Here is a 24643-nt window from a genome sequence, read left to right as displayed (position 1 = left end):
GCGGGCATGACCGGTCCGACGCCGCGCACCATCGCCGAGCACCTCGCGGCGACGCTGGCTCGCGTGCACCCGCTCGAGACGACCGGCGTCCGGCTGGACGCGGAGGGCGTGCTCGGGCTCGTCCTCGCCCGCGACGTCGTGGCGGTCGCACCGGTGCCGGCCTTCGACAACTCCGCGATGGACGGCTACGCGGTGCGGCTCACCGACCTGCCCGACGACGGCGCGCAGGTCACGCTGCCGGTGCTGGCCGACATCCGTCCCGGCCACCCCGCTGGTGTTGTGGGCGCAATCTCTGGTCCGTTCTGCCCCGATTCAGAGGACACGTCGGGCCAGGAACTGCGCCCGCAGCCATGGGGCGCGGTGCGGATCATGACCGGGGCTCCCCTGCCCCACGGGTACGACGCCGTCGTCCCCGTCGAGCGGACCTCGACCGGCCGGTTCGTCGCGGGCCGCCCGACGACGGAGCGGTCCGTCACCCTGGGCCGCCAGCACCGCGACCACGTGCGCCGCGCCGGGACCGACCTCGCCGCCGGTGACCTGGTCGCCGCCGCCGGCGCCGTCGTCACCCCGGGGGCCCTCGCCGCGTCCGCCGCCGCGGGTCTCACGACGCTGCCCGTGCACCGGCGCCCCCGCGTCGCGGTCGTCTCGACCGGCTCCGAGCTCGCCGGCCTCGGGTCGACCGCCCCGGGCACGATCCCGGACTCGAACTCGCTCATGCTGGCCGCCCTGGCCCGCGCGGCGGGCGCCGACGTCGTGCGCGTGGGCGCCGTGCCGGACGACCCCGGTGCGCTGACCGCCGTCCTCGACCGCGTGGCCGGCGACGCCGACCTGATCGTCACCTCGGGTGGCGTCTCGGCGGGCGCCAGCGACGTGGTCCGCGAGGTGCTCGCGGCGGGGACCGCCCAGCACGTCGACGTCGCCGCGGTCGCCATGCGTCCCGGCCGCCCGCAGGCGCTGGCCACCTGGCGTGGCGTGCCGTGGGTCGCCGTGCCCGGCAACCCCGTCAGCGCCCTCGTGTCGTTCACGCTCTTCGCGCGGCCCGCGGTGCACCGCCTCGGCGGGCGCCGCGGCCTGCCGCACGACCGGACGGCGCGGGCGGCGCGCGGCTGGGCCAGCCCGGCGGGCGCCGAGCAGGTGCTCCCCGTCGTCACCGGGCACGACGGCGTCGCCCCGGCCGCGCACGACGGTCACCACCTGTCCGCCCTCCCGACGGCGGACGCGCTGGCCGTCGTCCCCGCCGACGTCACGCGGGTCGCTCCCGGCGACGAGGTCACGGTCCTCCCGCTCGGGGACGACGCATGAGGTACGACGCCGTGATCCTCGCCGGCGGTCGTGCCACGCGGCTGGGCGGCACCCCCAAGCCGGGCATCGTCGTCGGGGGCGCGTCGCTGCTCGACCACGCGCTGGCCGCCACCGCCGAGGCCGAGTCGACCGCCGTCGTCGGCCCCCGGGACGCCGTCGCGCAGCCCTGCCGCTCGCTCGTCGTCACCCGAGAGGACCCGCCGTTCGGCGGGCCCGTGGCGGGACTCGACGCGGGGTTGCGCGCGCTCGACCGACCCGGTGCGCCGCCCTGGGTCCTGCTGCTCGCCGTCGACGTCCCCGGGGCGGCGGCCGCCGTACCCGCCCTGTGCGCCGCCCTCAGCGACGAACCCGACGCCGACGGCGCCCACCTGGTGCGCGCGGACCGCGCCCAGTGGCTCGTCGGGATCTACCGGCGGGCCGCGCTGGGAGCGGCGCTGCGAGCGGTCGACCCGCACGGCGCAGCGGTCCGCAGGCTCGTCGCGTCGATGCGGCTGATCACCGTGCCGGACGAGACGGGGACGAGCGACGACGTCGACACCTGGGAGGATGTGAACAGGCTCACCGCGCGGCACGCGGTAGGCCACACCGAGGAGGGAGAACGATGACCCAGGACACCGCCGACGTGCTGGCACGTTGGGTCGAGGCCCTCGAGGCCGAGCTCGAGCTGCCCGCCGGCAGCGTCGACCTCCACGAGATCCTCGACCTGGCCCGGGACGCCGCGCACCACGTCGCCCGGCCCGCCGCCCCCGTGACCACCTACCTCGTCGGCTACGCGCGCGGGCTCGCGGCGGCGTCCAGCCGCCCCACCCCGGACGACGTCGTCGCCGAGCGCGCCTCCCGCCTCGCGCTGGGCTGGCAGCCCGACCGGACCTGAGGAGGCACCGTGCCCCCCGTCGACCTCGGGATCCCCGCGATCCCCACTCCCTGGCAGGACGCCGTGCTGCCCACCGACCGGCCCACCACGGGCGGCCTGGTGGACCGCTACGGGCGCACGGCCACAGACCTCCGCGTCTCCCTGACCGACCGCTGCAACCTGCGCTGCACGTACTGCATGCCCGCCGAGGGCCTGCCCGCCCTGCCGAAGGACTCGGTCATGACTCGCGCGGAGATCGCGCGGCTCGTCGGCGTCGCGACGGGTGAGCTCGGGGTGCGCCAGGTGCGCTTCACCGGCGGAGAGCCCCTGCTGCGTCGCGACCTGGTCGAGGTCGTGCGCGACGTGGCCGCCCTGGAGCACCGGCCGGAGATCAGCCTGACCACCAACGCGGTCGGGCTCGACTCGCGGGCCGACGCCCTGCGCGACGCCGGGCTGGACCGCGTCAACGTCTCCCTGGACACCCTGGACCCGGACACGTTCGCCACCCTCGCCCGGCGCCCGTTCCTCGAGCGCACCCTCGCGGGGATCGACGCCGCCGCCCGCGTGTTCGACCTGGTCAAGATCAACGCCGTGCTGGTGCGCGGGGTCAACCTCGACCACGCCGCAGACCTGCTGGCCTGGTCGCTGGAGCGCGGGTTCGAGCTGCGCTTCATCGAGCAGATGCCCCTGGACGCCGACCACTCGTGGGACCGGGCCGCCATGGTGACCGCGGCGGAGGTGCGGGAGCTTCTGGGTCGCCGCGTCACGCTGGCGCCCGACGACGAGCCCCGCGACGGCGCTCCGGCGGAACGGTTCACGGTCCGCTCGCCCGCGACCGGCGCGCTGCTCGGCCGGGTCGGCATCATCGCGTCGGTCACCGAGCCGTTCTGCGCCGACTGCCGCCGCACCCGCCTCACCGCGGAGGGCGGCGTGCGCGACTGCCTGTTCGCGCACGACGAGTCGGACCTCCTCGGCCCGCTGCGCGCGGGCGCCTCCGACGCCGAGCTGGCCGACCTGTGGCGCACCGCCATGTGGGGCAAGGGCGCCGGGCACGGCATGGACGACCCGTCCTTCACGCAGCCGGAACGAACCATGAGCGCGATCGGAGGCTAGAGCATGGTGGAGCTGCGATACTTCGCCGCCGCCCGAGCGGCCCTGGGACGCTCGACCGACACCATGGACGTGCCCGACGGCGCGACCGTCGGTGACGTCGTCGGGCACCTCACCGGCGCCTCCCCCGAGGCCGGACCGGTGCTGGCTCGCTGCGCCGTGCTGCTGGACGGGCGCCGTGCCGCGCCGACCGACGTCGTGCCGGACGGGTCACGGGTCGACCTGCTGCCGCCCTTCGCCGGCGGCTGACGCTGCCGAGATATCGAGAGCTCGGGGTTCGACGGCCGTCCAACCGTCGTCCGCGAGCAGTGCGGCAGCCCCGCGCGACCGCAGGCCGTACGGGCACACGACGACGACGGGGCCGTCCTTCGGATGAGCCGCCAGCTCCGGCGGGTACTCCCCCGCCGCGAGGTCCTCGAGCCGCGCCCACACGGACCCCTCGGGCCTGCCGCCGGCCACGAGCGACACGTCCACCACCAGCACCCCCTCTTCCACCTCACGACCGACGGGGCCGGGGCCTTCGGACCTCAGCGCCGCAGCGGTGGGCGGCTCGACCCCCGACGCAAGCGGAGCCAACCGCACCTCGTCCCAGGCCGACGTCCGTGCGTCGTACGACAGCAACCGGCCCAGCGCCGGCTCCCCCGTCCCGGTGAGCAGCTTGACAGCCTCCACCGCCATCGTGGCGCCGACGACGCCGCACGCCGGTGAGAGCACCCCGACGGTCTCGCAGGACTCGCCCTCGGCGGACGGCTGCGGGCCGAACACGTCCGGGTAGGTGATCGACCGGCCGTCCGGCGCCGCCGACCACCAGACGGCGACCTGTCCGTCCCAGCCCAGCACGCTCCCCCACACGACGGGCAGGCCCAACGCCGCCGCGGCGTCGGAGACGGCGTAGCGGGTGGCGAAGGTGTCGCAGCCGTCCACGACCACGTCGTACCCCGCGAGGACGCGACGAGCGTTCGCCTCGTCGAGGCGCTCGCGGTGCTCGACGACCCGCACCCCCGGGGCGAGGCGCCGCAGGGCGGCCGCGGCGGACGTCGTCTTGGGCGACCCGACGGTGCCCTCGCCGTGCAGCACCTGGCGCTGCAGGTTGGAGAGCTCCACGACGTCGTCGTCCACGACGCCCAGGGTGCCGACCCCGGCAGCGGCCAGGTACTGCAGCGCCGGCGAACCGAGGCCACCGGCACCGATCACCAGGACGCGCGCGCCGGCGAGCCGCTCCTGCGCCGCACGGCCGAAACCCTCGAGCAGGAGGTGCCGCGCGGTGCGCCGCCGCTCCTCGGCGGGCAGCGCGCCACGGGCCGGCACCACCGGGTCGAGCGGCACTACTGCTCCTTGTGGGCCCGGATGATCTCAGCGGCCTGCGGGAGCACGTCGGCGAGGTCGCCGACGACGGCGAAGTCGCAAATCTCGAAGATCGGCGCCTCCGGGTCGTTGTTGACCGCGACGACGACCTGGGAGGCCTGCATGCCGCCCCGGTGGTGCGGCGCGCCGGAGATGCCCGCGCCGATGTACACGCGGGGCGCGACGGTGACGCCGGTCTGCCCGACGTAGCGGTCGAACCAGCCCTCGAACACGGCGTCCCGGGAGGCTCCGACGGCCGCGCCGAGCGCGTCGGCCAGCTCGGTGACCGGCCCGAAGTCTCCTCCGGTACCCCGGCCCCCGGCGACGACGACCGCCGCCTCCTCGAGGGTGGGGCGGGCCGCGTCACGCTCGGTGGGGGTGCGCTCCACGACGGTCGGGACGACGCCGTCGACCGTCACGGCGAACCCTTCGACCACGGTGCTGACGGCGGCGTCCGCGGGCTGCGGGACCACGGAGTTGGCGCGGACCGTCACCACGGCCGCCGGGGTACGGACCACGCTCGTGGTGTCCCACGAGCCGGCGAAGACCCGCTTGCCGGCGACGATCCGGCCCTCGTCGTCCTGCGTGACGCTCGCGGCGTCGATGACGACGCCGGCGCCGAGCTCGCGCGCGGTCAGCGCGGCGGCCTCCTTCGCGGTGAACGACGACGGCGTCAGCACGACGTCGGCGTCGGTGAGCCGGACGGCGGCCGCGAGGGTCGCCGCGACCACGGCCGACAGGTGGCGGGCCTCGCCCTGCGCGGACGGCGGGAGCTCGGCCTGGTGGACCGTCTCGACGCCGTGGGCGCCGAGCTGCGCGAGCACCTCGACGGTGGGGGCCTCGAGCGTGACGGCCTCGACGCGCCCCAGCGAGCGGCCGATCGTGAACAGCTCGAGGACGCTCGAGCGGACTTCCGTGGCGGGGTCGAGCAGGACCAGCACGGTGCGGTTGTGGGTAGGCGCAGGCATGTCGGCGTCTCCGATCAGACCAGGTCGTTGCGGATGAGGTACTCGGCCAGGGCCCGGCCGCCCGAGCCCTTGTCCTGGACGAGCTCGACCTCGGGCTTCTCCGGCCGCGGGGACGCCTGCGTCGTCTCGGTGCGCGCGCCGGCAGCACCCACCGCGGCCAGGTCGAGGTCCAGGTCGGCCGCGGACCACGTCTCGATCTGCTTGGTGCGCGCGGCCATGATGAGCTTGAAGTTCGGGAACCGCGGGGTGTTCGCGGTGTCCGCGACGGACAGCACGGCGGGCAACGGTGCCGACAGCGTCTCGGTCGCCTCGTCCGTCTCACGGGTGACCTCGAGGGTCCCGCCGTCGACGGCGACCTTCTTCGCGAAGGTCACCGCGGGCCGGCCGAGCTCGGCGGCGAGCAGCGCGGGCACCACGGAGCCGAGCCCGTCGAGCGCCGCCATCCCGGTCACGACCAGGTCGACCGGGCCCTCGGTCTCGAGCCGGCGGACCGCGGCCGCCAGGGCCGCCGTCGTGCCGAAGTAGTCCGAGCCGGCCAGGGCGTCGTCGGAGACGCGGATGCCGCGGTCCACACCCATCTGGAAGGACTTGCGGACCGCGATGTCGCCCTCCGGCGGGGCCACCGTCACGGCGACGACCTCGCTGGCCTCGCGCTCGTCGTCGGGCAGGGCCTCGACGATCCGCAGCGCGGCCTCGAGCGCGTTCTCGTCGAGCTCGTTGAGGGTCCCCTCCGCCGGGTCACGCACGACGCGACAGTCCTCGAAACGCCGCTCGGCGTTGATGTCCGGCACGTACTTCACGAGAACGGCGATGCGCACGGGGAACCTTCCGATCCAGGTGCTCGACGGATGGACGCTGGCGACCAGGGGCCACCGGGGCCGAGCCTACTCGGCCCCGGCCGTGCGCTCCGCCGTCGTCCGCATGGCGTGACGCACCTCGACCTCGTGGCATGGCTCCGCTCGTCGCTGTCGGTGGCCTGGTCCAGGATGGGCCCATGCAGGCCCGCCCCAAGGTCACCCCGCTGACCCGCCCCAACCGGACGCGCAGCCACGTCCCGCCGCTCGGAGTGCGCATCACGTCCGACGGCGGCATCGACGTCGCGGTGCTGGCCTCGCACGCCTCCGGCGTCGAGCTGTGCCTGATCGACGTCGTCGCCCCCGAGAGGGACGAGCACGACCCGGCGCGGTACGTCGAGCGGCGCATCGCCCTGGACGGGCCGACGTACGGCGTCTGGCACGGGCACGTCCCCGACGTCCCGCCCGGGCAGCGCTACGGGTTTCGTGCGCACGGTCCCTGGGACCCCGACGCCGGCATGCGACACAACCCGGCCAAGCTGCTGCTCGACCCGTACGCCCGCGGCTACGCCGGCGAGCTCGCGTACGTCCCGGCGACACTCGGCGGCGGGGCGGCCGACGACGGCGGCCCGGACGAGGAGGACTCGCTGCCGTTCGTGCCCCACGCCGTCGTCCTGGACGGGCTGCCCGAGGCGCCCCCGCTGAGCCGGCCGCGGATCCCCTGGGCGGACACCGTGGTCTACGAGGCGCACGTGCGCGGGCTGACGCTGCAGCACCCCGAGATCCCGGAGGAGCTGCGGGGCACCTATGCGGGCCTGGCGCACCCGGCGATGATCGAGCACCTGACGTCGCTCGGTGTGACGACCCTCGAGCTGCTGCCCATCCACGCCTCGACGGCGGAGCCGTGGTTGGCCGACCGCGGCCTGACCAACTACTGGGGCTACTCCACGATGGGGTTCTTCGCGCCGCACGCGGCGTACGCGACCCGCGCCGCGCAGGAGGCCGGCCCGGCCGCCGTGCTGGACGAGGTGCGCGGCATGGTGCACCTGCTGCACGAGGCCGGCATCGAGGTGCTGCTCGACGTCGTCTACAACCACACGTGCGAGGGCGGCGACGACGCGCTGTTCCTGTCCTGGCGAGGCCTCGACAACCCGCTCTACTACCTGCACGACGGCGGCAGCCCGGCCGCGATCGCCGACGTCACCGGGACGGGCAACACCCTCGACTTCCGACGGCACCGCGTGGTGCAGCTCACCCTGGACTCCCTGCGCTTCTGGGCGGACGTCGTCGGCGTGGACGGCTTCCGGTTCGACCTGGCAGTCACCCTGGGGCGCGACCACGAGGGTTTCACGGCGGACCACCCGTTCCTGGTCGCGCTGCAGACGGACCCGGTGCTCTCCGGGCTCAAGCTCGTCGCCGAGCCGTGGGACGTGGGACCGGGCGGCTGGCAGACCGGCCAGTTCCCCGCCCCGATGGCCGAGTGGAACGACCGGTTCCGCAACGCGGTCCGCTCGTTCTGGCTCGAGTCGCCGCGCGCGGGCTCGCAGGGTGAGGCCATGTTCGGCATGCGCGAGCTGACCACCCGCCTGGCCGGCTCGGCCGACCTCTTCGGCCCCTCCGACCCACCCCTGATGCGCGGCCCGGTCGCCTCGATCAACTACGTGACCGCGCACGACGGCTTCACCCTCGCCGACCTCGTGGCGTTCGACCGCAAGCACAACGAGGCCAACGGTGAGGACAACCAGGACGGCACGGACGACAACCGCTCGTGGAACCACGGCGTGGAGGGGCACGCCCCGGATGGCGCCGACGACGCCACGACCGAGCCGTGGTCCGCCGTCGTCCCGCTGCGTCGCCGCTCGCAGCGCAACCTGCTGGCCACCCTCCTGCTCTCGGCGGGGACGCCCATGCTGACCGCCGGGGACGAGCTGGGTCGCAGCCAGCGCGGGAACAACAACGCCTACACCCAGGACTCCCCCGTCTCCTGGCTGGACTGGGATCTGGACGCCGCGGGCCGAGACCTGCTCGCCACGGCCCGGTTCCTCACCGGCCTGCGGGCCGAGCATGCCGCGCTCCGGGCGGAGTCGTTCTTCCTCGGGTCGCCGCGGCCCGGCGAGGAGGTGCCCGACCTGCTCTGGTTCGACGACGCCGGCGAGGCGATGGACCACGGTGCCTGGGCCGTGCAGGGCCGGCGGATCATCCAGATGCTGAGGCCGGGGCCGGACGACGGCGAGGCGGACGTGCTGCTCGTGATCAACGGAGGGCTGGACGACGCCGACGTGACGCTGCCCCGTCCCCTGACCGGGGAGGGCGCATGGGAACGCGTCTGGAGCTCGACGTGGGACACCCCCGAGGGCCCGGAGCAGGCCGACGAGGCGGTCGAGCCCGGCCACGTGGTGCTCGAATCCCTCAGCGTCGACGTGCTCGTCGCCCGCCGCTGACCGACCTGGCTCTGGCAGACTGCGAGCATGGACGCCGACGTCATCGTGATCGGGGCCGGTCTGTCAGGCCTCGTCACCGCCACCGAGCTCACCGCTGCCGGACGCAAGGTGGTCCTGCTCGACCAGGAACCCGAGGCCTCGCTCGGCGGGCAAGCATGGTGGTCGTTCGGCGGGCTGTTCCTCGTCGACTCCCCCGAGCAGCGCCGCCTCGGGGTCCACGACAGCGCCGAGCTCGCCTGGTCGGACTGGCTCGGCTCGGCCCAGTTCGCGCCTGGTGCCGAGCGCGGGGAGGGGCCCGACCGCCACGGGTACGCCTGGGCGCGACACTTCGTGGAGACCGCGAGCGGCGACCTGCGCTCGTGGCTGCACGGCAAGGGCGTCCGCTGGTTCCCGCTGGTGCAGTGGGCCGAGCGGGGCGGCTACGCGTTCGGACCGGACCACGGCACCGCGCACGGGAACACCGTGCCGCGCTTCCACGTCACGTGGGGCACCGGCCCCGCCATCATCGAGCCCTTCGTCCGGGCCGCGCTGGACGCCCGGTCCGCCGGCCTGCTCGACCTGCGCTTCCGCCGTCGGGCCGTCGAGCTCGTCGTGACGGACGGTCGGGTCACCGGCGTCCGCACCGAGATCCTGTCCGACGACGACGCCCTGCGCGGCGCTCCCTCCTCCCGCGAGGTGGTGGGCATCGAGGAGATCTCGGCCGGCGCCGTCGTCGTCGCCTCGGGCGGGATCGGGGCGAACCACGACCTCGCCCGGTCCCGGTGGGACCACGAGGCCGGCGCGCTGCCGGACCGCATGCTCTCCGGCGTCCCCGACTCCACCGACGGCCTCATGCTGGGCCACGCCGCCGACTCCGGTGCCGCCCTCGTGCACGAGGACCGCATGTGGCACTACCCCGAGGGCATCGCGAACCACTCCCCCGTCTGGACGAACCACGGGATCCGCATCCTGCCCGGGCCGTCCTCCCTGTGGCTGGACGCCGACGGACGGCGCCTGCCCGCGCCCCTGTTCCCTGGCTTCGACGCCCTCGGCGCGCTGCAGCACGTCACCCGGCGCGGCGACGACCACTCCTGGTTCGTGCTCAACAAGGCGATCATGGACGCCGAGTTCGCCCTGTCCGGCTCGGAGCAGAACCCCGACCTGACGGGCAAGGACGTCCGGCTGCTCGCCCAGCGGGTGCTGCCCGGAGCCGTGGGACCGGTCGCACGGTTCGCCCGCGAGTCCCCCGAGTTCCTCTGGGCCGACACCCCGGAGGAGCTCGCCGGAGCGATGAACGCGCTGACCGAGGCGACGCCGGGCTCGACCGGGCACGTGGACCCGGTCGCACTGGCCGCCGTCGTCCGCGCGCGCGACGCGCAGGTCGCCTCCGGCCTCGGCAAGGACCCTCAGGTCGTCGCCACCCGTGCGGCCCGGGACTTCAAGGTCGACAAGATGATCCGCGTGTCCCCGCCGCGACCGTTGACCACCCCGAAGGACGGCCCGCTCCTGGCCGTGCGGCTGTCGGTGCTGACCCGCAAGACCCTCGGGGGCCTGTGGTGCGACCCGTCCGGACGCGTGCTCCGGCCCGACGGCACCGTGCTGGACGGGCTGTGGGCCGTCGGTGAGGCAGCAGGGTTCGGCGGGGGCGGGGTGCACGGCCACCGGGCGCTCGAGGGCACGTTCCTCGGCGGGTGCCTGCACACCGGGCGCGTCACGGGGCGTGCGCTGGCCGCCGACGCCTGACTCCTGACCGTCCGAGCCGCTCAGTCCCCGAACGCCTCACCGCGAAGTAGAGCCTCCTGTTCTCGAGTCGAGGTCTGGGGACACCTCCGCGGTACCGGAGGCTCTACTTCGCGGTCAGAGGGGGCGGCGACCGGTTCGCTGTCGCGCCACCGCAACGACGAGGGCCGCACGGATCCGGCCGATCAGCGCAGCCGGGTCACGCAGGTCGAACCAGTAGGTGCCCCGGTCGGTCTGCGCAGGCACCGCCAGGTCGGGCCGGTCGAGACCGGCCTGCAGCACGAACCATCGCACCAGCGACTCGGCGGCGGACTCGGCACGAGCATCGGCGAGCTCGACCACCCACCGGCCCTGCCGGATGCCCGGCCGTCCCGCCGCCTCCCGCAGCAGCACGTCGACCAGGTCGAGATCCGCACCGGCACGCAGGGCGGAGTCGGCCACCACCAGCGCCCGTGGTCCGGGCAGCCATCGGGCACAGTCGACGAGCGTGCGCTCGACCGTCGTCACCGGTCGGCCGCCGACGACGGTGCGGTCCCGCCCAGGCAGCGTGATCGCATGGCGGTGCAGGTGCGGGTCCGCGCGGCGCACCGTGGGCTTCGACCGTTGCGTGACATGGACCTCCTCGGCGAGCCGGTAGACGCTCAGGCCATGGATCAGGGCCGCCGTCTCGTGGCTGAACACGAAGTCGTTCTGCAGGGTCTCCGCCGTCGCCGCGGCCATCTCCAGGACGCGACGTTCGCGCCGGAGCGCCGGGCCGTCGTCGTCCACCGTGGTCGGCAGGTAGATCCCCCGGCGCAGCTCGCCTCGCCGCACCTGGCGCTCGATCACCGACCGCTGCGCCGCGCGGAACCGGACCACCTCGGGCAGATCGCGGGGGTTGGTCGTCGCAGAGTCACCGGGCCGGCGCCGGCTGGGTCGGCGCTGCGCGGTGCCGTCCCGCGGGGGCGCCGTCATGGTCGGTCGCGGGCCACGCCGTCGCGTGCTCGTCGTCTTGATCGCCGTCGTCATGCTCGCCGTCGTGCTCTGCGTCGTCGTGCTCGGAGGTGCTGCGTCGTCGTCCATGGCGCCGATCGTGGCAGGGCCGGCCCGGTCGTCGCGGACCCCCTGTGGACAACCAACCGTCCCTGCCGCGAAGTAGCGCCTGCGGTACTCGAGAAGCGCCCCCGGGACTCGAACGGAGTACGGGAGGCTCTACTTCGCGACACGAGGAGGCGGCGGACAGTGACGGACGACGGCGGCGGCGGACGACGACAGGACTCGCCAGCCGGGTGCGCGCGCACCGGACGTCGGGGGTGGATAGCGTGGAGCCGTGACGTCGCCCCAACCAGCACCGCCCCGGCCCATCGGACGCATCCCCGTGCTCGAGGTCTCCCCCGTGATCGAAGGGGGACGCTGGCCCGCCAAGGCCACGCCCGGCGAGGTCGTGCCCGTCGAGGCGACGGTGTTCCGGGAGGGCCACGACGCCGTCGCCGCCACCGCCGTCCTCTTCGGCCCGGACCGCAGGGTCCACTCGTGGGCGCCGATGGAGGACGTCGCGCCGGGCCTGGACCGGTTCCGCGGGTTCCTCCAGCCCGACGCCACCGGTGACTGGTCGTTCCGGGTCGAGGCCTGGTCCGACCCGTACTCGACGTGGGCGCACGACGCCACGATCAAGATCGACGCCGGGCAGGACGTCGACCTCATGCTCGCCGAGGGAGCGCGGCTGTTCGAGCAGATCACCGCGCGGAGCCTCCAGCGGCGCCGCACCCCGCAGGACGCCGAGCTGCTCGCCGACGTCGCCCGGGAGCTCGCCGACACGTCCCGCCCGGCCGAGGCCCGCCTCGCGATGGCCACCACCCACGACGTCCGGGCCGCGCTGCGTCGCATCCCGCTGCGGCGCCTGATGAGCCCGAGCGCCACGTATCCCCTGCGCGTCCACCGCCGGCTCGCGCTGGCCGGCTCCTGGTACGAGATGTTCCCCCGGTCGGAGGGTGCGACGCAGCGCCGGGACGGCACCTGGCGGTCCGGCACGTTCGTCTCGGCGGCGAAGCGGCTGCCCGCGATCGCGGCGATGGGGTTCGACGTCGTCTACCTCACCCCGGTCCACCCCATCGGCACCACGTTCCGCAAGGGACGCAACAACACGCTGGACGCCCAGCCCGGCGACCCGGGCAGTCCTTACGCGATCGGCTCGCCGGAGGGCGGGCACGACGCGATCCATCCCGAGCTCGGGACGGAGCGCGGGTTCAAGGCGTTCGTCGCGCAGGCCCAGGAGAACGGCCTGGAGGTCGCGCTCGACCTGGCGCTGCAGTGCTCGCCCGACCACCCGTGGGTCACCGAGCACCCGGAGTGGTTCACGGTGCGCGCCGACGGGTCGATCGCGTACGCGGAGAACCCGCCGAAGAAGTACCAGGACATCTACCCGCTGAACTTCGACAACGACCCGGCGGGCATCTACGCCGAGGTGCTGCGGGTCGTGCGGTTGTGGATCGCCCGGGGGGTCACCCTGTTCCGGGTGGACAACCCGCACACGAAGCCGCTGGACTTCTGGGAGTGGCTGCTCGCGGAGGTCCACGCGACCGACCCTGACGTCATCTTCCTGTCGGAGGCGTTCACGAAGCCCGCCATGATGGAGACCCTCGCCCGCATCGGGTTCCACCAGTCGTACACGTACTTCACCTGGCGCAACACCAAGGAGGAGGTCCTCGAGTACCTCGAGGAGGTCTCGGGCGAGGCGGGGTCGGTGATGCGGCCGAGCTTCTGGCCGACCACCCACGACATCCTGCCGCCCTACCTGCAGGAGGGCGGCGTCGCGGGTTTCGCGATCCGCGCCGTCCTCGCGGCGACAGGGGCCCCCACCTGGGGCATCTACTCCGGCTACGAGCTCGTCGAGGACGTACCGCGGCCCGGCGCCGACGAACAGATCGACAACGAGAAGTACGAGTACCGGCCGCGCGACTGGGAGCGGGCGGACGAGATCGGCATCTCGATGCTGCTGGGGCGCCTCAACGAGCTGCGCCGCGCCCACCCGGCCCTGCAGCAGCTGCGCAACCTGACCGTGCACACCACCACCAACGACCAGGTCGTCGCCTTCTCCCGCCGGGTGCGGGCCGAGCACCTCCCGGCTGCCGGCCGCCCCGGCGCCACGCAGGACGACGTCGTCCTGGTCGTGCTGACGCTCGACCCCCACCAGGTCCAGGAGTCGACGGTGCTCCTGGACCTCGAGTCCCTGGGCCTGACCCGGCCCGAGGGCGTCGAGGACCAGCCGTTCTTCACGGCGCACGACCTGCTCTCCGGCGAGTCCTACCCCTGGGGGCAGCATCCGTACGTCCGCCTGGACCCCCGGCAGCGGGTGGCCCACGTCCTGAGGATCGGTCCGGCATGAACGCGTCCGTGAGCGCCGGGGGCGTCGAGGTGCCCCGCCCGATCACCCGGCAGATCCCCGTGCAGGCACTGCCTCCGCGACAGCAGCCGGAACCGCCACCGCTGGCCAAGCCGGGCCTGAGCGACGACCCGGACTGGTACCGCAAGGCCGTCTTCTACGAGGTCATCGTCCGCGCCTTCTCCGACACGGAGGGGGCGGGCTCGGGTGACCTGCGAGGGATCGTCGACCGGCTCGACTACCTGCAGTGGCTCGGCGTCGACTGCCTGTGGCTGCCCCCGTTCTACCCGTCGCCGCAGCGCGACGGCGGGTACGACGTCGCCGACTTCACGGCGATCGCTCCCCAGTACGGCACGCTGCAGGACTTCCAGCGCCTCATCGAGGCGGCGCACGCGCGCGGCATCCGGGTGGTGATCGACCTGGTCATGAACCACACGAGCGACCAGCACCCGTGGTTCCAGGCGTCCCGCTCGGACCCGGAGGGACCGTACGGCGACTTCTACGTGTGGTCGGACGACGACACGCGCTACCCGGACGCGCGGATCATCTTCGTCGACACCGAGACCTCGAACTGGACGTTCGACCCGGTGCGCCGCCAGTACTACTGGCACCGGTTCTTCAGCCACCAGCCGGACCTCAACTTCGAGAACCCGAAGGTGACGCAGGCGATGATCGACGTCGCCCGGTTCTGGTTGCGGATCGGTGTGGACGGGTTCCGGCTCGACGCCGTGCCGTACCTCTTCGAGGAGGAGGGCACCAACTGCGAGAACCTGCCCCGCACGCACCAGTTCCTGCGCCAGGTGCGCCGGATGATCGACGACGAGTTCCCCGGCCGGATCATGCTCGCCGAGGCCAACCAGTGGCCGCAGGACGTCGTGGAGTACTTCGGCACCGCCGACGAGCCCGAGTGCCACATGTGCTTCCACTTCCCGGTGATGCCGCGCATCTTCTACGCGATCAAGGACCAGCGCGCCAACCAGCTCCTGGACATCATGGCCGACACGCCGGACATCCCCGCCCCGGGCGGGCAGTGGAGCACGTTCCTGCGCAACCACGACGAGCTCACCCTGGAGATGGTCTCGACCGAGGAGCGCGCCGCCATGTACGGCTGGTACGCGCACGACCCGCGCATGCGCGCGAACGTGGGCATCCGCCGTCGGCTCGCCCCGCTGCTGGACAACTCGCGCAAGGAGATCGAGCTCGTCCATGCCCTGCTGCTGTCGCTGCCGGGCAGTCCGTGCCTGTACTACGGCGACGAGATCGGCATGGGCGACAACATCTGGCTCCCGGACCGCGACGCCGTCCGCACCCCGATGCAGTGGACCCCGGACCGCAACGCGGGGTTCTCCACGTCGGACCCCGGCAAGCTGTACCTGCCGCTGATCCAGTCGCTGGTGCACCACTACGAGTACGCGAACGTCGAGGCCCAGCTCGCCCAGCCCTCGTCGCTGCTGCACTGGGTGCACGGCATGCTGGCCGTGCGGCGTCTTCACCCGGCCTTCGGCACGGGGACCTTCACGGCGTGCGCGGCCGACGACGAGGCGGTCCTGGCCTTCACACGCACGGAGGGCGAGACGCTGGTCGTCGCGGCGAACCTGTCCGCCACGGCGCGGTCGGCGACCATCGAGCTGGAAGGGCTCGAGGGGTGGTCGCTCACGGACCTGTTCGGTGGTGGGAAGTTCCCTGACGTCGGCGAGGACGGCCGCGTGAGCCTCTCGTGGGGTTCGCGCGACTTCTACTGGCTGGTCGCGACCCCGCCCGACGGCGGCACCACGGACCTGGCCGAAGCGGCGCGGGCAGGCGAACCGTCATGACCGACCTCGCCGTGCGGGCGGCCGCGCAGGGACCCGACCCGAGCGTCGCGGCCCTGCTGGCCACGTGGCTGCCCACACGGCGCTGGTACCCGGGGCGCGGCGAGGTCCGCGCGGAGGCCTGGCTCGCGGTGACCTTCGATCCTGGCGACGACGGCGAGACCACGGCCGGGCCAGACGGTGCGACCCTCGACGCGACACCGGCGGACGTCGTGCTGCTGCTCACCCGCCTCGAGGGCACCGCGCTGCCCGGTGGCGCCGTCACCGTGCAGGTCCCGCTGGTGATCTGCGACCCGGCGGCGCGCGGCCCGGGGTACATCGACACCGTGACCACGTCGTCGGGGGACGTCGCGGTGCACGACGGCGGTGCGCACCCGGTCTGCTGGCTCACCCTGGCTCGAGCGATGGGCATCGGCGGCGACCCGGTCACCCTGACGGAGCGGGGGCGCGTGCTGGCCGGCGAGCAGTCGAACACCTCGGTGATCCTGCCCGGCGTGCCGTCCGCCGGAGGTGCGGGTGGGATGCTGAAGATCTTGCGGACGGTCGCGGACGGCCCGCATCCCGACGTGGTGGTGCCCCAGGCCCTGACGGCGGACGGCTGGGACGGGGTGCCACGGTTCCTCGGCGCGCTCGAGGTCGACGCCGGCGACGCCGGCCGGGTGCTGCCGGTGCACCTGGCGATCATGTCGGAGCTGGTGCCGCACGCCGCCGACGGGTTCGAGCTGGCCTGCGACGTCGCGAGCCGGGGCGAGTCGTTCGCGGACCATGCGGCGGCCCTCGGGCGGCGGGTCGCCGAGCTGCACGGGCGGATGGCGCGCGTGCTCCCGCCGGGCCCGCCCCTGGACGCGAGGCGATTCGTGGCAGGGCTGCGCGGCCGGGCCGCACGCGCCGTGGAGGACGCACCGTCGCTGGCGGACCACACGACCGAGATCGCCGCCCTGCTCGACGCGCTCGAGGACCGGTTGACCGCCCTGCCGGAGCCGGTCCCGACCCAGCGCATCCACGGCGACCTGCACCTGGCGCAGACGCTGTTCGGCGACGGCACCTGGAAGATCCTCGACTTCGAGGGCGAGCCGCAGCGTCCCGTCGCCGAGCGCACGCGCCCCGACCTGCCGTTACGCGACGTCGCGGGGATGCTGCGGTCCTTCGACTACGCCGCCGCGGTCGGCGCGGCGCCCGACCCGGCCACCTGGCAGGACGAGGCGACCCGCGCCTTCCTGGCGGGCTGCCGCACGGCCGCCGTCCCGCCGTCGGGCACCGGCCTGGACGACGACACCGCGGCGCTGGTGCTGCGCGCGCTGGTGCTCGACAAGGCGCTCTACGAGGTGGTCTACGAGACCCACCACCGCCCGCAGTGGCTGCCCATCCCGCTCGGTGCCGTCGACCGGGTCTTCACCTGGCGGCGGTGACGCGCAGCAGCAGCGCGCGGTCGGCGAAGAGCACCGGCATCGCCAGGCCCACCTCGCCCAGCAGCCGGCCCGGCAGCTCCGCTCCGCCGGCCTCGACCCACGGCAGTCCCGCCCCCCAGCGGGCGGCGATGCCCTCGAGGTCGCGCACCGGCCCGTCGAGCGTCACCCGGTAGCGGCGCCGCGGGTCCAGGCCCGGGAGCCGCACGGGCGGCGGCGGCCACACCTCTGACGACGCCGTGCACACCCACCCGTACAGGGCTTCGTCATGCCCGGGCGCCACGACGCCGTGCAGGTCGTACGCCGGGTCGGGCACGTCGGCATGCACCACGCGGCCGGAGTGCAGGAGGCCGCGCCGCTCCTTGTAGAACGCCACCCACTCGGCCAGCCGCCGGCGCTCCGCCGGGTCGGCCTCGGTGACGTCCCACTCGATGCCGAAGTGGCCGAACAGGGCGACGGCGCACCGGAAGTCGAGCGGCAGCGCCCGGTCCGAGGTCGGCGCGACGGGCGCGGAGACGTGCGCACCGAGGAGCTCGTACGGCACGAGCAGCGACGTCCAGCGCTGGATGCCGAGCCGCTCGTGGGCGTCGGTGGAGTCCGAGGCCCACACCCGGTCGGTGTGCTGCAGGATACCCAGGTCGACGCGGCCGCCGCCCGAGGCGCAGGTCTCGATCTCCAGGCCCGGGTGGCGCGAGCGCAGCTCGTCCATCAGCCGGAGGACGGCGCGGGTCTGGACGTGGACGGCGCCGCGGCCCGACGGCGGCAGGCCCGCCTCACCGACCTCCCGGTTGTGGTCCCACTTGAGGTACGCGATCGGGTGCTCGTCGAGCAGCGCGTCGAGCTGGCCGAGCACGTGGGCGTAGGCGCCGGGGGCGCTCAGGTCGAGCACCTGCTGGTGGCGGCCCGGCGCTGCCCGACGTCCGCCGGGGGCGGTGAGGATCCACTCGGGGTGGGCACGCGCGAGGTCGGAGTCGGGGTTGACCATCTCCGGCTCCACCCACAGGCCGACGTCCATGCCGAGCCCGCGCACGTGGTCCACCAACGGCTGCAGCCCGTCGGGGTAGACCTCGCGCGAGACCACCCAGTCCCCGAGCCCCGCGGTGTCGTCCCGCCGCGCGCCGAACCAGCCGTCGTCGAGCACGAACCGTTCCGCGCCCACCTCGGCGGCCGCGTCCGCGAGCGCCGTGAGCCGCGCGAGGGAGTGGTCGAACGTGACCGCCTCCCACGTGTTGACGACGACGGGTCGCGGGCGGCGGGGGTGCTCAGGGCGTGAGCGCAACCAGTCGTGCACCCGCGCGCTCGCGTCGTCGAGGCCGACGCCGTAGGTGGCGTAGGTCCAGGGCGAGGTGTACCGCTCACCGGGGCCGAGCCGGACCTCCCCCGGCTCCAGGAGCTCCCCGGCACCCAGCAGCGACACGCCGTGGTAGCTGCGCTCGGCAAGCATCCGCTGGTTGCCCGACCACCCGGGGTGCACGGCCCAGACCTCGCCCGCGCGGGCGCCGAACCCGGGTTCGCCGGCGCAGAGCAGGAACCCGCTGTCGAACCCGGGCCGCCCGCGGTGGCCGTTGCGCTCGTGCGTGCCGTGCGTGAACGGCTGCCGCTGGGGGCTGCGCTCGCGCAGCTGGTGGCCGGTGAAGTCGAGCAGCTCGCGTGCGCGGTCCGGCACGGGCAGCGCGGGCAGGACGCCGACCAGGTCGTACACGCCGTCCGTGCGGGAGGTGAGCGTCGCCCGCAGCCGGAGCAGGCCGGTGCGCGCCTGCTCGATCTCCAGGCGCAGGTCGAGCCCGGCGTCGGTGTCGGTCGCGTCGAGGGTCAGGGCCGCCGACCAGGGCGCGGGGCGCTCGGCCCGGGCGACGTCCGTGACGACGAACCGGGTGGACGGCGCCGCACCGGCCCGGTGGCCGGCGACACCGCGTACCCCGGGCCAGCCGGTCGAGGCCTCGGGCAGCACCGACACGGGCATCGGTCCGTCGACGGGGTACCCGAACGGCTGGGGCGCGACGCCGAGCGCGAGCGCGTGCAGCTCGTCGGTGGTCGCGCCGAGGTCGGCGCCCCAGTGGACCACCGTGGGCAGGCGGTCGCCGGTGACGGCGAGCACGAGGCTGACCCCACCGGCGCGCAGGTGGTGCAGGCTGCTCATGCGCTCGGTGCTCCCTCGCCGAGCCGGCGGTACGTCGCGGCGATCACGTCAGCGGCCGGCTTGCCGTAGGGGCAGTAGTCGTCGTTCGTCGCGGCGTCCTGCGGCGCGTACAGCTCGGCGGGCCAGTCCCACAGCACCCAGCCCTGCACCCACGGCCGGGCGGCGCTCGCGGTGAGCATGTCCGCGTACCAGCGTGCCTGCTCGTCGCCGTCGGGGGGCCCCTCGAGCGTCCAGTCGTTGGGCAGGGCCGCGGACCCGGTCCTGCTGGGGCAGCCGGTCTCCATGAAGAAGAACGGCTTGCCCTCCCGGGCGACCACCTTCTCGATGCGGTCGAGCTGGGCCTCCCACTCCCCGAGCGGGTAGTAGCCGGACGCGCTCATCACGTCGACGGCGTCCCACCAGGTGAGGCGGTCCTCCTGGTACTTGTCGCAGTTGTAGGTGATCAGCCCGTCGTAGACCTCCCGCACGGCGGCGACGACGGCGCGCCAGTGGTCCGCGTGAGCGTCCGCGCGAACCATCTCGCAGCCCACGCAGAACATGTCCACGCCCTCGGTGGCCGCGATCCGCGCATGGTGCACCACGAACCGGGTGTACGCGGCGAACCACTGCGACCAGGTGGGCTCGTTCGGCACGTCCGGCTCGAGGAACCCGATGTGGGCGCGCCACGTGCCGTCGGCCACGTTGACGACCGGCTTGAGGCACACCCGCTGCCCGCGCGCCTTCGCGGCGCGCACGGCCCAGCGGACCTCGTCGTCGGTGGGTGCCGGGGCGTCGCGGAACGGGATCTCGGTGGACTGCGCGGTGGCCTGCTCGGCGGCGTACGTCACCGCCGTCCAGGTGGTGGCCAACGAGTCGACCATCGCGTCCATCGACCGTTCGGCCGCCGGGGTGGCCCACGTCCCGCGCACCCCGGTCCAGCCCCACGTCATCCCGAGCACGGGCCCGCCGGGCAGCGGGACCACCGGCACCTGCCCGCTCATCGGTCGGCCTCCACGAGCTGGTTGAGCGACCGCAGCACCCGGGGGGCCGACACGGCCTCCGCGTCGAGCGTGACGCCGTCGGGCACCGCGACGTGCAGCGTGGCCTCCTCGCCGGGCAGGAGCGTGACGAGCTGGTCGTCCACCCGTGCGTCCGGGTGCAGCTTGTCGGCGAGCAGCGTCAGGTCGCGCACCAGGTTCTGCGCCCGGACCCGGACCCGGTACCCGCCGGGGCAGGTTTCGAGCGTGGTCTCCAGCACCGGCGCCGCGAGCGCCGAGTCACGGGGTTCGGCGAAGAACCACAGCCCGCGCGCGTCGCCCAGGTGGGCGCGCACCAGCTCGCCGGCTGCCTCACCCGCGGTGGCGACGTCGTCGGGCAGCGGCAGCGTGAAGGTGGTGCGCGGCGCGACGTCCACCCGTTCGTGGGCCTTCGCGAGCTCGGTGCCGTCGTCACCCAGGCGTTGCACGACGACGTCACCCGACCAGCGTTCGTCGCTGTCGTTGACGAGCACGGCGGCGAGCCCGTCGCGCCCGTGCGTGCGTCGCGGCTGCACGGTGACCAGGCGGTCCGCGTGGGCGTGCCGCAGCGCGTACAGCAGAGGCTTGGGGCGTTCGTCGCCGTCCACCGCCGACCAGGACGTCACCGGCCAGCAGTCGTTGAGCTGCCACACGACGGAGCCCGTGCAGCGCGGCGACCAGGAGCGCAGGTGCTCCACGGCGACCTGCACCGCCGTGGCCTGGTTCCACGACATGGCCCAGTGCCAGTCGTCCATGTCGTCCGGTATCGCCAGGTGGCGCACGAGCCCCAGGCTCAGCTTCTTGTGGCCCTCGATCGCCTTCTGGTGGACCTGCATGCCGGGCGACTCGGGGGTCAGCGGGTCGTCGCTGATCGCACGGGTGAGCGTGGCCCACGTGGGCGGTCCCTGCCAGCCGAACTCCGCCATGAACCGTGGGACGTCGTCGCGGTAGCGGGTCCAGTCCAACCGGTTCCACACCTCCCAGGAGTGCATGGAGCCGTGGTCGGGGTCGTTCGGGGGGACGGCCGGGTCGTCCGACCAGGGCGACGACGGCGTGTACGGGCGGGTGCCGTCCTCCTCCGCGACGACGGCGGGCAGCAGCTCGGTGTAGTAGCCCCAACCCCACGACCGGCCGGCCAGGAGCGGCTCCCAGCCCCACTCGCGCACGCCCCACACGTTCTCGTTGGACCCGTTCCACAGCACGAGCGACGGGTGCGGCGTGAGTCGCGCGACGTTCTCGCGGGCCTCCGCCTCGACCTCGGAGCGCAGCGGCTCGTCCTCGCTGTAGGCGGCGCACGCGAAGGCGAAGTCCTGCCAGGTGAGGATGCCGCGCTCGTCGCACAGCTCGTAGAAGTCGTCTGCCTCGTAGATCCCCCCGCCCCAGACGCGCAGCAGGTTGATGCCCGCCTGCTCGGCCTGGTCGAGCCGGCGGGCGTACCGGGCCCGGTCCACGCGGTGCACGAACGCGTCGTCCGGGATCCAGTTGGCGCCCTTGACCCACACCGGTCTGTCGTTGACCACCAGCGTGAAGGAGGTGCCGTCATCGTCCGGGGTCTGGTCCAGCCGGACCGAGCGGAACCCGGTGCGCGTGCGCCAGGTGTCCAGGAGCGCGCCGTCGGCGGCGAAGGTGACCTCGACGTCGTACAACGGCTGGGCGCCGTGGCCGCGCGGCCACCACAGGTCGACGTCGTCCACCTCGAGGCGGACGACGGCGGGGCCGCCGTCGGCGGGGACGGTCGCGCTAGCCGTCGGCTCGCCCCGGCCGCCGGCGAGGCGGACCGACACGGTGCCGGACGGCGCACCCGGTGCCGTCACGACGTCGGCGCGGACCTCGAGGTGCCCGCGAGCGCCCTCCGCGGGCCCTGCCTGGTCGCGCGTCCCCTGAGCCGCCTCGTCCCGCCCGACGGATGCGGTCGCGAGCACGCGGACGGTGCCGAGCCGGGCGGTGCGCCAGGTCTCGAGGCGCACGGGGCGCCAGATCCCGACGGTGGCGGCGTCGATCCCCCAGTCCCACCCGAAGTTGGCCGCCATCTTGCGCATCGCGTTGAAGGGATGGTGGTTGACCTGCGGCCGCTGCCCCAGCGCGAGGCTCTGGGCGTCGGCGTACGGCACGGGAGCGGCGAAGCGGACGACGAGCTCGTTGTCACCGTCGGCCAGCAGCTCGGTGACGTCGAGCCGGTAGGAGCGGTGCTGGTTGGCGGTCCGGGCGACCTCGGTGCCGTTGAGCAGCACGGTGGCGACGGTGTCCAGTCCGTCGAAGGCCAGCTCGTGATGCTCGTCGCCGGTACCGGCCTCGTGGGTGAACGTCGTCGTGTACTCCCAGTCGCACCGGCCGATCCAGCCGAGCAGCCGTTCGTGGTCGTCGAGGTACGGGTCGGGGATCAGCCCGGCGGCCATCAGGTCGGTGTGGATGCAGCCTGGCACGGTGGCCGCGACGCCCTGGCCGGCGAGGCGTTCGGCCAGGGGCTCGGGGACGCCGGCGCTCGCGCTCCGGGCGGTCCACCCGGTGTGGAGCGGTGCGGTGCGACGGGAGGAAGGATGGGTCACTTGGTGGCTCCGGAGGTCAGTCCGCTGTAGATCTGCCGCTGCAGCAGGAGGAACGCGACGAGGGTCGGGACGATGACGAGCACCGCACCGGCGGAGATGACCTCCCACTGGGCGCCGAACGGGCCCATGAACCGGAACAGTGACGTCGAGACCACGCCGAGGTCGCGCGAGGGCATGTAGAGGAACGGGATGTAGTACTCGTTGTAGATCGCGATGCCCTTGACGATGACGACCGTCGCGATCGCGGGGCGCAGCAGCGGGAAGATGATCCGTGCGTAGATGGTCAGGCGGTTCGCGCCGTCGAGCATCGCGGCCTCGTCCAGCGACCGGGAGATGCCCCGCATGAACTGCAGGAAGATGTAGATCGAGATGATGTCGGTCCCCGTGAACAGGACGATCGCGGCCCAGCGGGTGTTGAACAGCCCGAGCCCGTTGACCACCTGGAACGTGGCGACCTGTGTGGTCACCGCCGGCACGAGCGTCGCGAGCAGGAACGCCCCCATGACGAGGCGCCGGCCACGGAAGTCGAAGCGGTCGACGGCGTAGGCCGTCATCGTGCCGATGATGATGGTGCCGACGAGCGCCACGACCAGGATGATCGAGGTGTTGAGGAACCCCTGCACCATGCCACCGTCGACGAAGGCGGTGGCGAAGTTGTCGAGGTTGGTCCAGCTCTGCGGGGGTGCCAGGGGGTCGGAGGTCGCGAACTCCTCCTTCGACTTGAAGGCCGCCATGAACACCGTCACCAGCGGGATGATCGCGGCGGCGCAGGCCACCACGAGGCTGGCGTACTTCGCGGTGGTGGCCACGGGGCCGAGCAGCGGGTGCAGGGCACGCAGGCCGTGCCGGGCGCGCAGCACCGTCCGCTCGACGGGTCCGGTCCGGCCGGGCAGCGTCGTCGCGCTCATGTCAGGTCCACCTTCTCGTCCGGGAGGATCCGGCGCTGGACCCAGGTGATGAGCAGCACGATGAGCAGCAGGACCACGGCCATCGCCGACGCGAGGCCGAACTTCTTGAACTCGAAAGCCTGCTGGACGGTCTGGATGACGAACGTCGTCGTGCCGTTGGCCCCGCCGGTCATGATCCAGGGGATCTCGAACACCGCCAGGGAGCCGGAGATCGCCAGGATCGTCATGAGGCCGATCACCTGCTTGATCCCCGGGGCGATGATGAAGCGGAACTTCTGCCAGCTCGTGGCGCCGTCCAGGTCCGCAGCCTCGAAGAGCTCGGCCGGGATCGACTGGATCGCCCCGAGGAACAGCACGAAGTTCAGCCCCATGTAGCGCCAGACGCTGGTCGACGCCAGGGAGATGTTCGCCAGGTCGGGGTCGCCCAGCCACTGCGGGGGTTCGGCGACGCCGACGAGCGCCAGCACCGCATCCAGGGTGCCCCCGGGGCGCAGGAAGAACAGGAACACCAGCCCGATCGCGACGCCGTTGATCAGGTAGGGGAAGAACAGGATCCCCTTGAAGAGGTTCCGCACGCGGGTGCGGAAGCTGAGGACGGTCGCGAAGTACAGGGCCAGCACGAGCTGCAGGAACGCGCCCGCCAGGTAGTACAGGCTCACGAGGAAGACGCTGAACATGTCCGGGTCGGTGAAGATCCGCTGGTAGTTGTCCAGCCCGACGGGCTCCTTGACCGGCGCCATCCCGTCCCAGCTCGTGAAGCTGTACCAGACCATGTTGGCGACCGGGACGTACGTGAACAGCACCAGCAGACCCAGGGGCACGAGCAGGAAGAGCCACGGGGTGACCTTCCAGCCGCGACCGGGCCCACGCCGTCGTGGCGCCGGTGCCGGGAGGGCCGTGGAGCGGGCTGCCGCTCCACGGACCGGGGACGAGACCGTCGACATG

19 protein-coding genes are annotated in these 24643 nt (G+C 73.6%); 10 read left to right on the top strand and 9 right to left on the bottom strand.

Annotation, left to right across the window (positions count from 1 at the left end; translation table 11 throughout):
- Positions 1 to 6 precede the first annotated feature (6 nt).
- The 5 genes from ACH5HR_RS11935 to ACH5HR_RS11915 are packed head-to-tail and all read left to right on the top strand — an operon-like array spanning position 7 to position 3514.
- A complete protein-coding gene (locus ACH5HR_RS11935) occupies positions 7 to 1302 on the top strand; it encodes a molybdopterin molybdotransferase MoeA (protein WP_416478021.1) in 1296 nt (431 codons plus the stop codon).
- Entirely contained in the window at positions 1299 to 1907 is a 609-nt protein-coding gene (gene mobA / locus ACH5HR_RS11930; RefSeq protein WP_402375649.1) for a molybdenum cofactor guanylyltransferase, read from the top strand. Before ACH5HR_RS11935 ends, mobA begins: the two co-directional genes overlap by 4 nt.
- The gene (locus ACH5HR_RS11925; protein WP_416478019.1) at positions 1904 to 2176 is read left to right on the top strand and encodes a DUF6457 domain-containing protein; all 273 of its coding nucleotides are present in this window, start codon (positions 1904 to 1906) and stop codon (positions 2174 to 2176) included. Before mobA ends, ACH5HR_RS11925 begins: the two co-directional genes overlap by 4 nt.
- A 9-nt stretch (positions 2177 to 2185) precedes the next feature.
- Positions 2186 to 3268, top strand: coding sequence for a GTP 3',8-cyclase MoaA (moaA, locus tag ACH5HR_RS11920; protein ID WP_416478017.1), 1083 nt, complete (start codon positions 2186 to 2188; stop codon positions 3266 to 3268).
- Positions 3269 to 3271: 3 nt separating this feature from the next.
- Positions 3272 to 3514, top strand: coding sequence for a MoaD/ThiS family protein (locus ACH5HR_RS11915; protein WP_402375654.1), 243 nt, complete (start codon positions 3272 to 3274; stop codon positions 3512 to 3514).
- Here ACH5HR_RS11915 and ACH5HR_RS11910 read toward each other — a convergent pair.
- Genes ACH5HR_RS11910 through ACH5HR_RS11900 form a run of 3 tightly spaced genes read right to left on the bottom strand, consistent with a single transcriptional unit; the run spans position 3476 to position 6395 of the window.
- Positions 3476 to 4591: a ThiF family adenylyltransferase gene (locus tag ACH5HR_RS11910; RefSeq protein ID WP_416478015.1), complete on the bottom strand. Its 1116-nt coding sequence runs from the start codon at positions 4589 to 4591 to the stop codon at positions 3476 to 3478. The genes ACH5HR_RS11915 and ACH5HR_RS11910 overlap by 39 nt on opposite strands.
- Positions 4591 to 5577: an electron transfer flavoprotein subunit alpha/FixB family protein gene (locus ACH5HR_RS11905; protein ID WP_402375658.1), complete on the bottom strand. Its 987-nt coding sequence runs from the start codon at positions 5575 to 5577 to the stop codon at positions 4591 to 4593. Before ACH5HR_RS11905 ends, ACH5HR_RS11910 begins: the two co-directional genes overlap by 1 nt.
- Positions 5578 to 5591: 14 nt before the next feature.
- Complete coding sequence (locus ACH5HR_RS11900; RefSeq protein ID WP_402375660.1) at positions 5592 to 6395, bottom strand: electron transfer flavoprotein subunit beta/FixA family protein; 804 nt, start codon at positions 6393 to 6395, stop codon at positions 5592 to 5594.
- A gap of 176 nt (positions 6396 to 6571) precedes the next feature.
- On the opposite strand from ACH5HR_RS11900, the gene glgX reads away from it, so the two are divergent.
- Both glgX and ACH5HR_RS11890 read left to right on the top strand, forming a co-directional pair.
- The gene (gene glgX, locus ACH5HR_RS11895; protein WP_416478014.1) at positions 6572 to 8812 is read left to right on the top strand and encodes a glycogen debranching protein GlgX; all 2241 of its coding nucleotides are present in this window, start codon (positions 6572 to 6574) and stop codon (positions 8810 to 8812) included.
- Between the two features lie 27 nt (positions 8813 to 8839).
- Positions 8840 to 10534, top strand: a complete 1695-nt coding sequence (locus ACH5HR_RS11890; RefSeq protein ID WP_416478012.1) for an FAD-binding dehydrogenase — start codon at positions 8840 to 8842, stop codon at positions 10532 to 10534.
- Positions 10535 to 10648: 114 nt separating this feature from the next.
- Here ACH5HR_RS11890 and ACH5HR_RS11885 read toward each other — a convergent pair whose 3' ends face one another.
- Positions 10649 to 11593, bottom strand: a complete 945-nt coding sequence (locus ACH5HR_RS11885) for a type IV toxin-antitoxin system AbiEi family antitoxin domain-containing protein (RefSeq protein WP_416478010.1) — start codon at positions 11591 to 11593, stop codon at positions 10649 to 10651.
- A gap of 247 nt (positions 11594 to 11840) precedes the next feature.
- On the opposite strand from ACH5HR_RS11885, the gene ACH5HR_RS11880 reads away from it, so the two are divergent.
- Genes ACH5HR_RS11880 through ACH5HR_RS11870 form a run of 3 tightly spaced genes read left to right on the top strand, consistent with a single transcriptional unit; the run spans position 11841 to position 17112 of the window.
- On the top strand, positions 11841 to 13895 hold the full coding sequence (locus ACH5HR_RS11880; RefSeq protein WP_416478009.1) for an alpha-1,4-glucan--maltose-1-phosphate maltosyltransferase: 2055 nt from the start codon (positions 11841 to 11843) through the stop codon (positions 13893 to 13895).
- On the top strand, positions 13892 to 15706 hold the full coding sequence (gene treS, locus ACH5HR_RS11875) for a maltose alpha-D-glucosyltransferase (RefSeq protein WP_416478007.1): 1815 nt from the start codon (positions 13892 to 13894) through the stop codon (positions 15704 to 15706). Before ACH5HR_RS11880 ends, treS begins: the two co-directional genes overlap by 4 nt.
- A complete protein-coding gene (locus ACH5HR_RS11870) occupies positions 15703 to 17112 on the top strand; it encodes a phosphotransferase (protein WP_416478005.1) in 1410 nt (469 codons plus the stop codon). The genes treS and ACH5HR_RS11870 overlap by 4 nt, the downstream gene beginning before the upstream one ends.
- On the opposite strand, the gene ACH5HR_RS11865 is transcribed toward ACH5HR_RS11870, so the two are convergent.
- From ACH5HR_RS11865 to ACH5HR_RS11845, 5 genes are read right to left on the bottom strand one after another with little or no spacing between them, the layout of a single operon-like run.
- Complete coding sequence (locus tag ACH5HR_RS11865) at positions 17096 to 19249, bottom strand: alpha-galactosidase (protein ID WP_416478004.1); 2154 nt, start codon at positions 19247 to 19249, stop codon at positions 17096 to 17098. The genes ACH5HR_RS11870 and ACH5HR_RS11865 overlap by 17 nt on opposite strands.
- Positions 19246 to 20229, bottom strand: a complete 984-nt coding sequence (locus ACH5HR_RS11860) for a glycoside hydrolase family 113 (protein ID WP_416478002.1) — start codon at positions 20227 to 20229, stop codon at positions 19246 to 19248. The genes ACH5HR_RS11865 and ACH5HR_RS11860 overlap by 4 nt, the downstream gene beginning before the upstream one ends.
- The gene (locus ACH5HR_RS11855; RefSeq protein WP_416478000.1) at positions 20226 to 22790 is read right to left on the bottom strand and encodes a glycoside hydrolase family 2 protein; all 2565 of its coding nucleotides are present in this window, start codon (positions 22788 to 22790) and stop codon (positions 20226 to 20228) included. Before ACH5HR_RS11855 ends, ACH5HR_RS11860 begins: the two co-directional genes overlap by 4 nt.
- Positions 22787 to 23698, bottom strand: coding sequence for a carbohydrate ABC transporter permease (locus ACH5HR_RS11850; RefSeq protein ID WP_416477998.1), 912 nt, complete (start codon positions 23696 to 23698; stop codon positions 22787 to 22789). The genes ACH5HR_RS11855 and ACH5HR_RS11850 overlap by 4 nt, the downstream gene beginning before the upstream one ends.
- Complete coding sequence (locus tag ACH5HR_RS11845) at positions 23695 to 24642, bottom strand: carbohydrate ABC transporter permease (RefSeq protein ID WP_402375680.1); 948 nt, start codon at positions 24640 to 24642, stop codon at positions 23695 to 23697. The genes ACH5HR_RS11850 and ACH5HR_RS11845 overlap by 4 nt, the downstream gene beginning before the upstream one ends.
- Position 24643 lies beyond the last annotated feature (1 nt).

Source organism: Isoptericola maris (assembly GCF_048065335.1).
GTDB lineage: Bacteria > Actinomycetota > Actinomycetes > Actinomycetales > Cellulomonadaceae > Isoptericola > Isoptericola rhizosphaerae.
The sequence above is the reverse complement of the archived record's forward strand: the minus strand, read 5'-3'. Positions and strand labels throughout refer to the sequence as shown.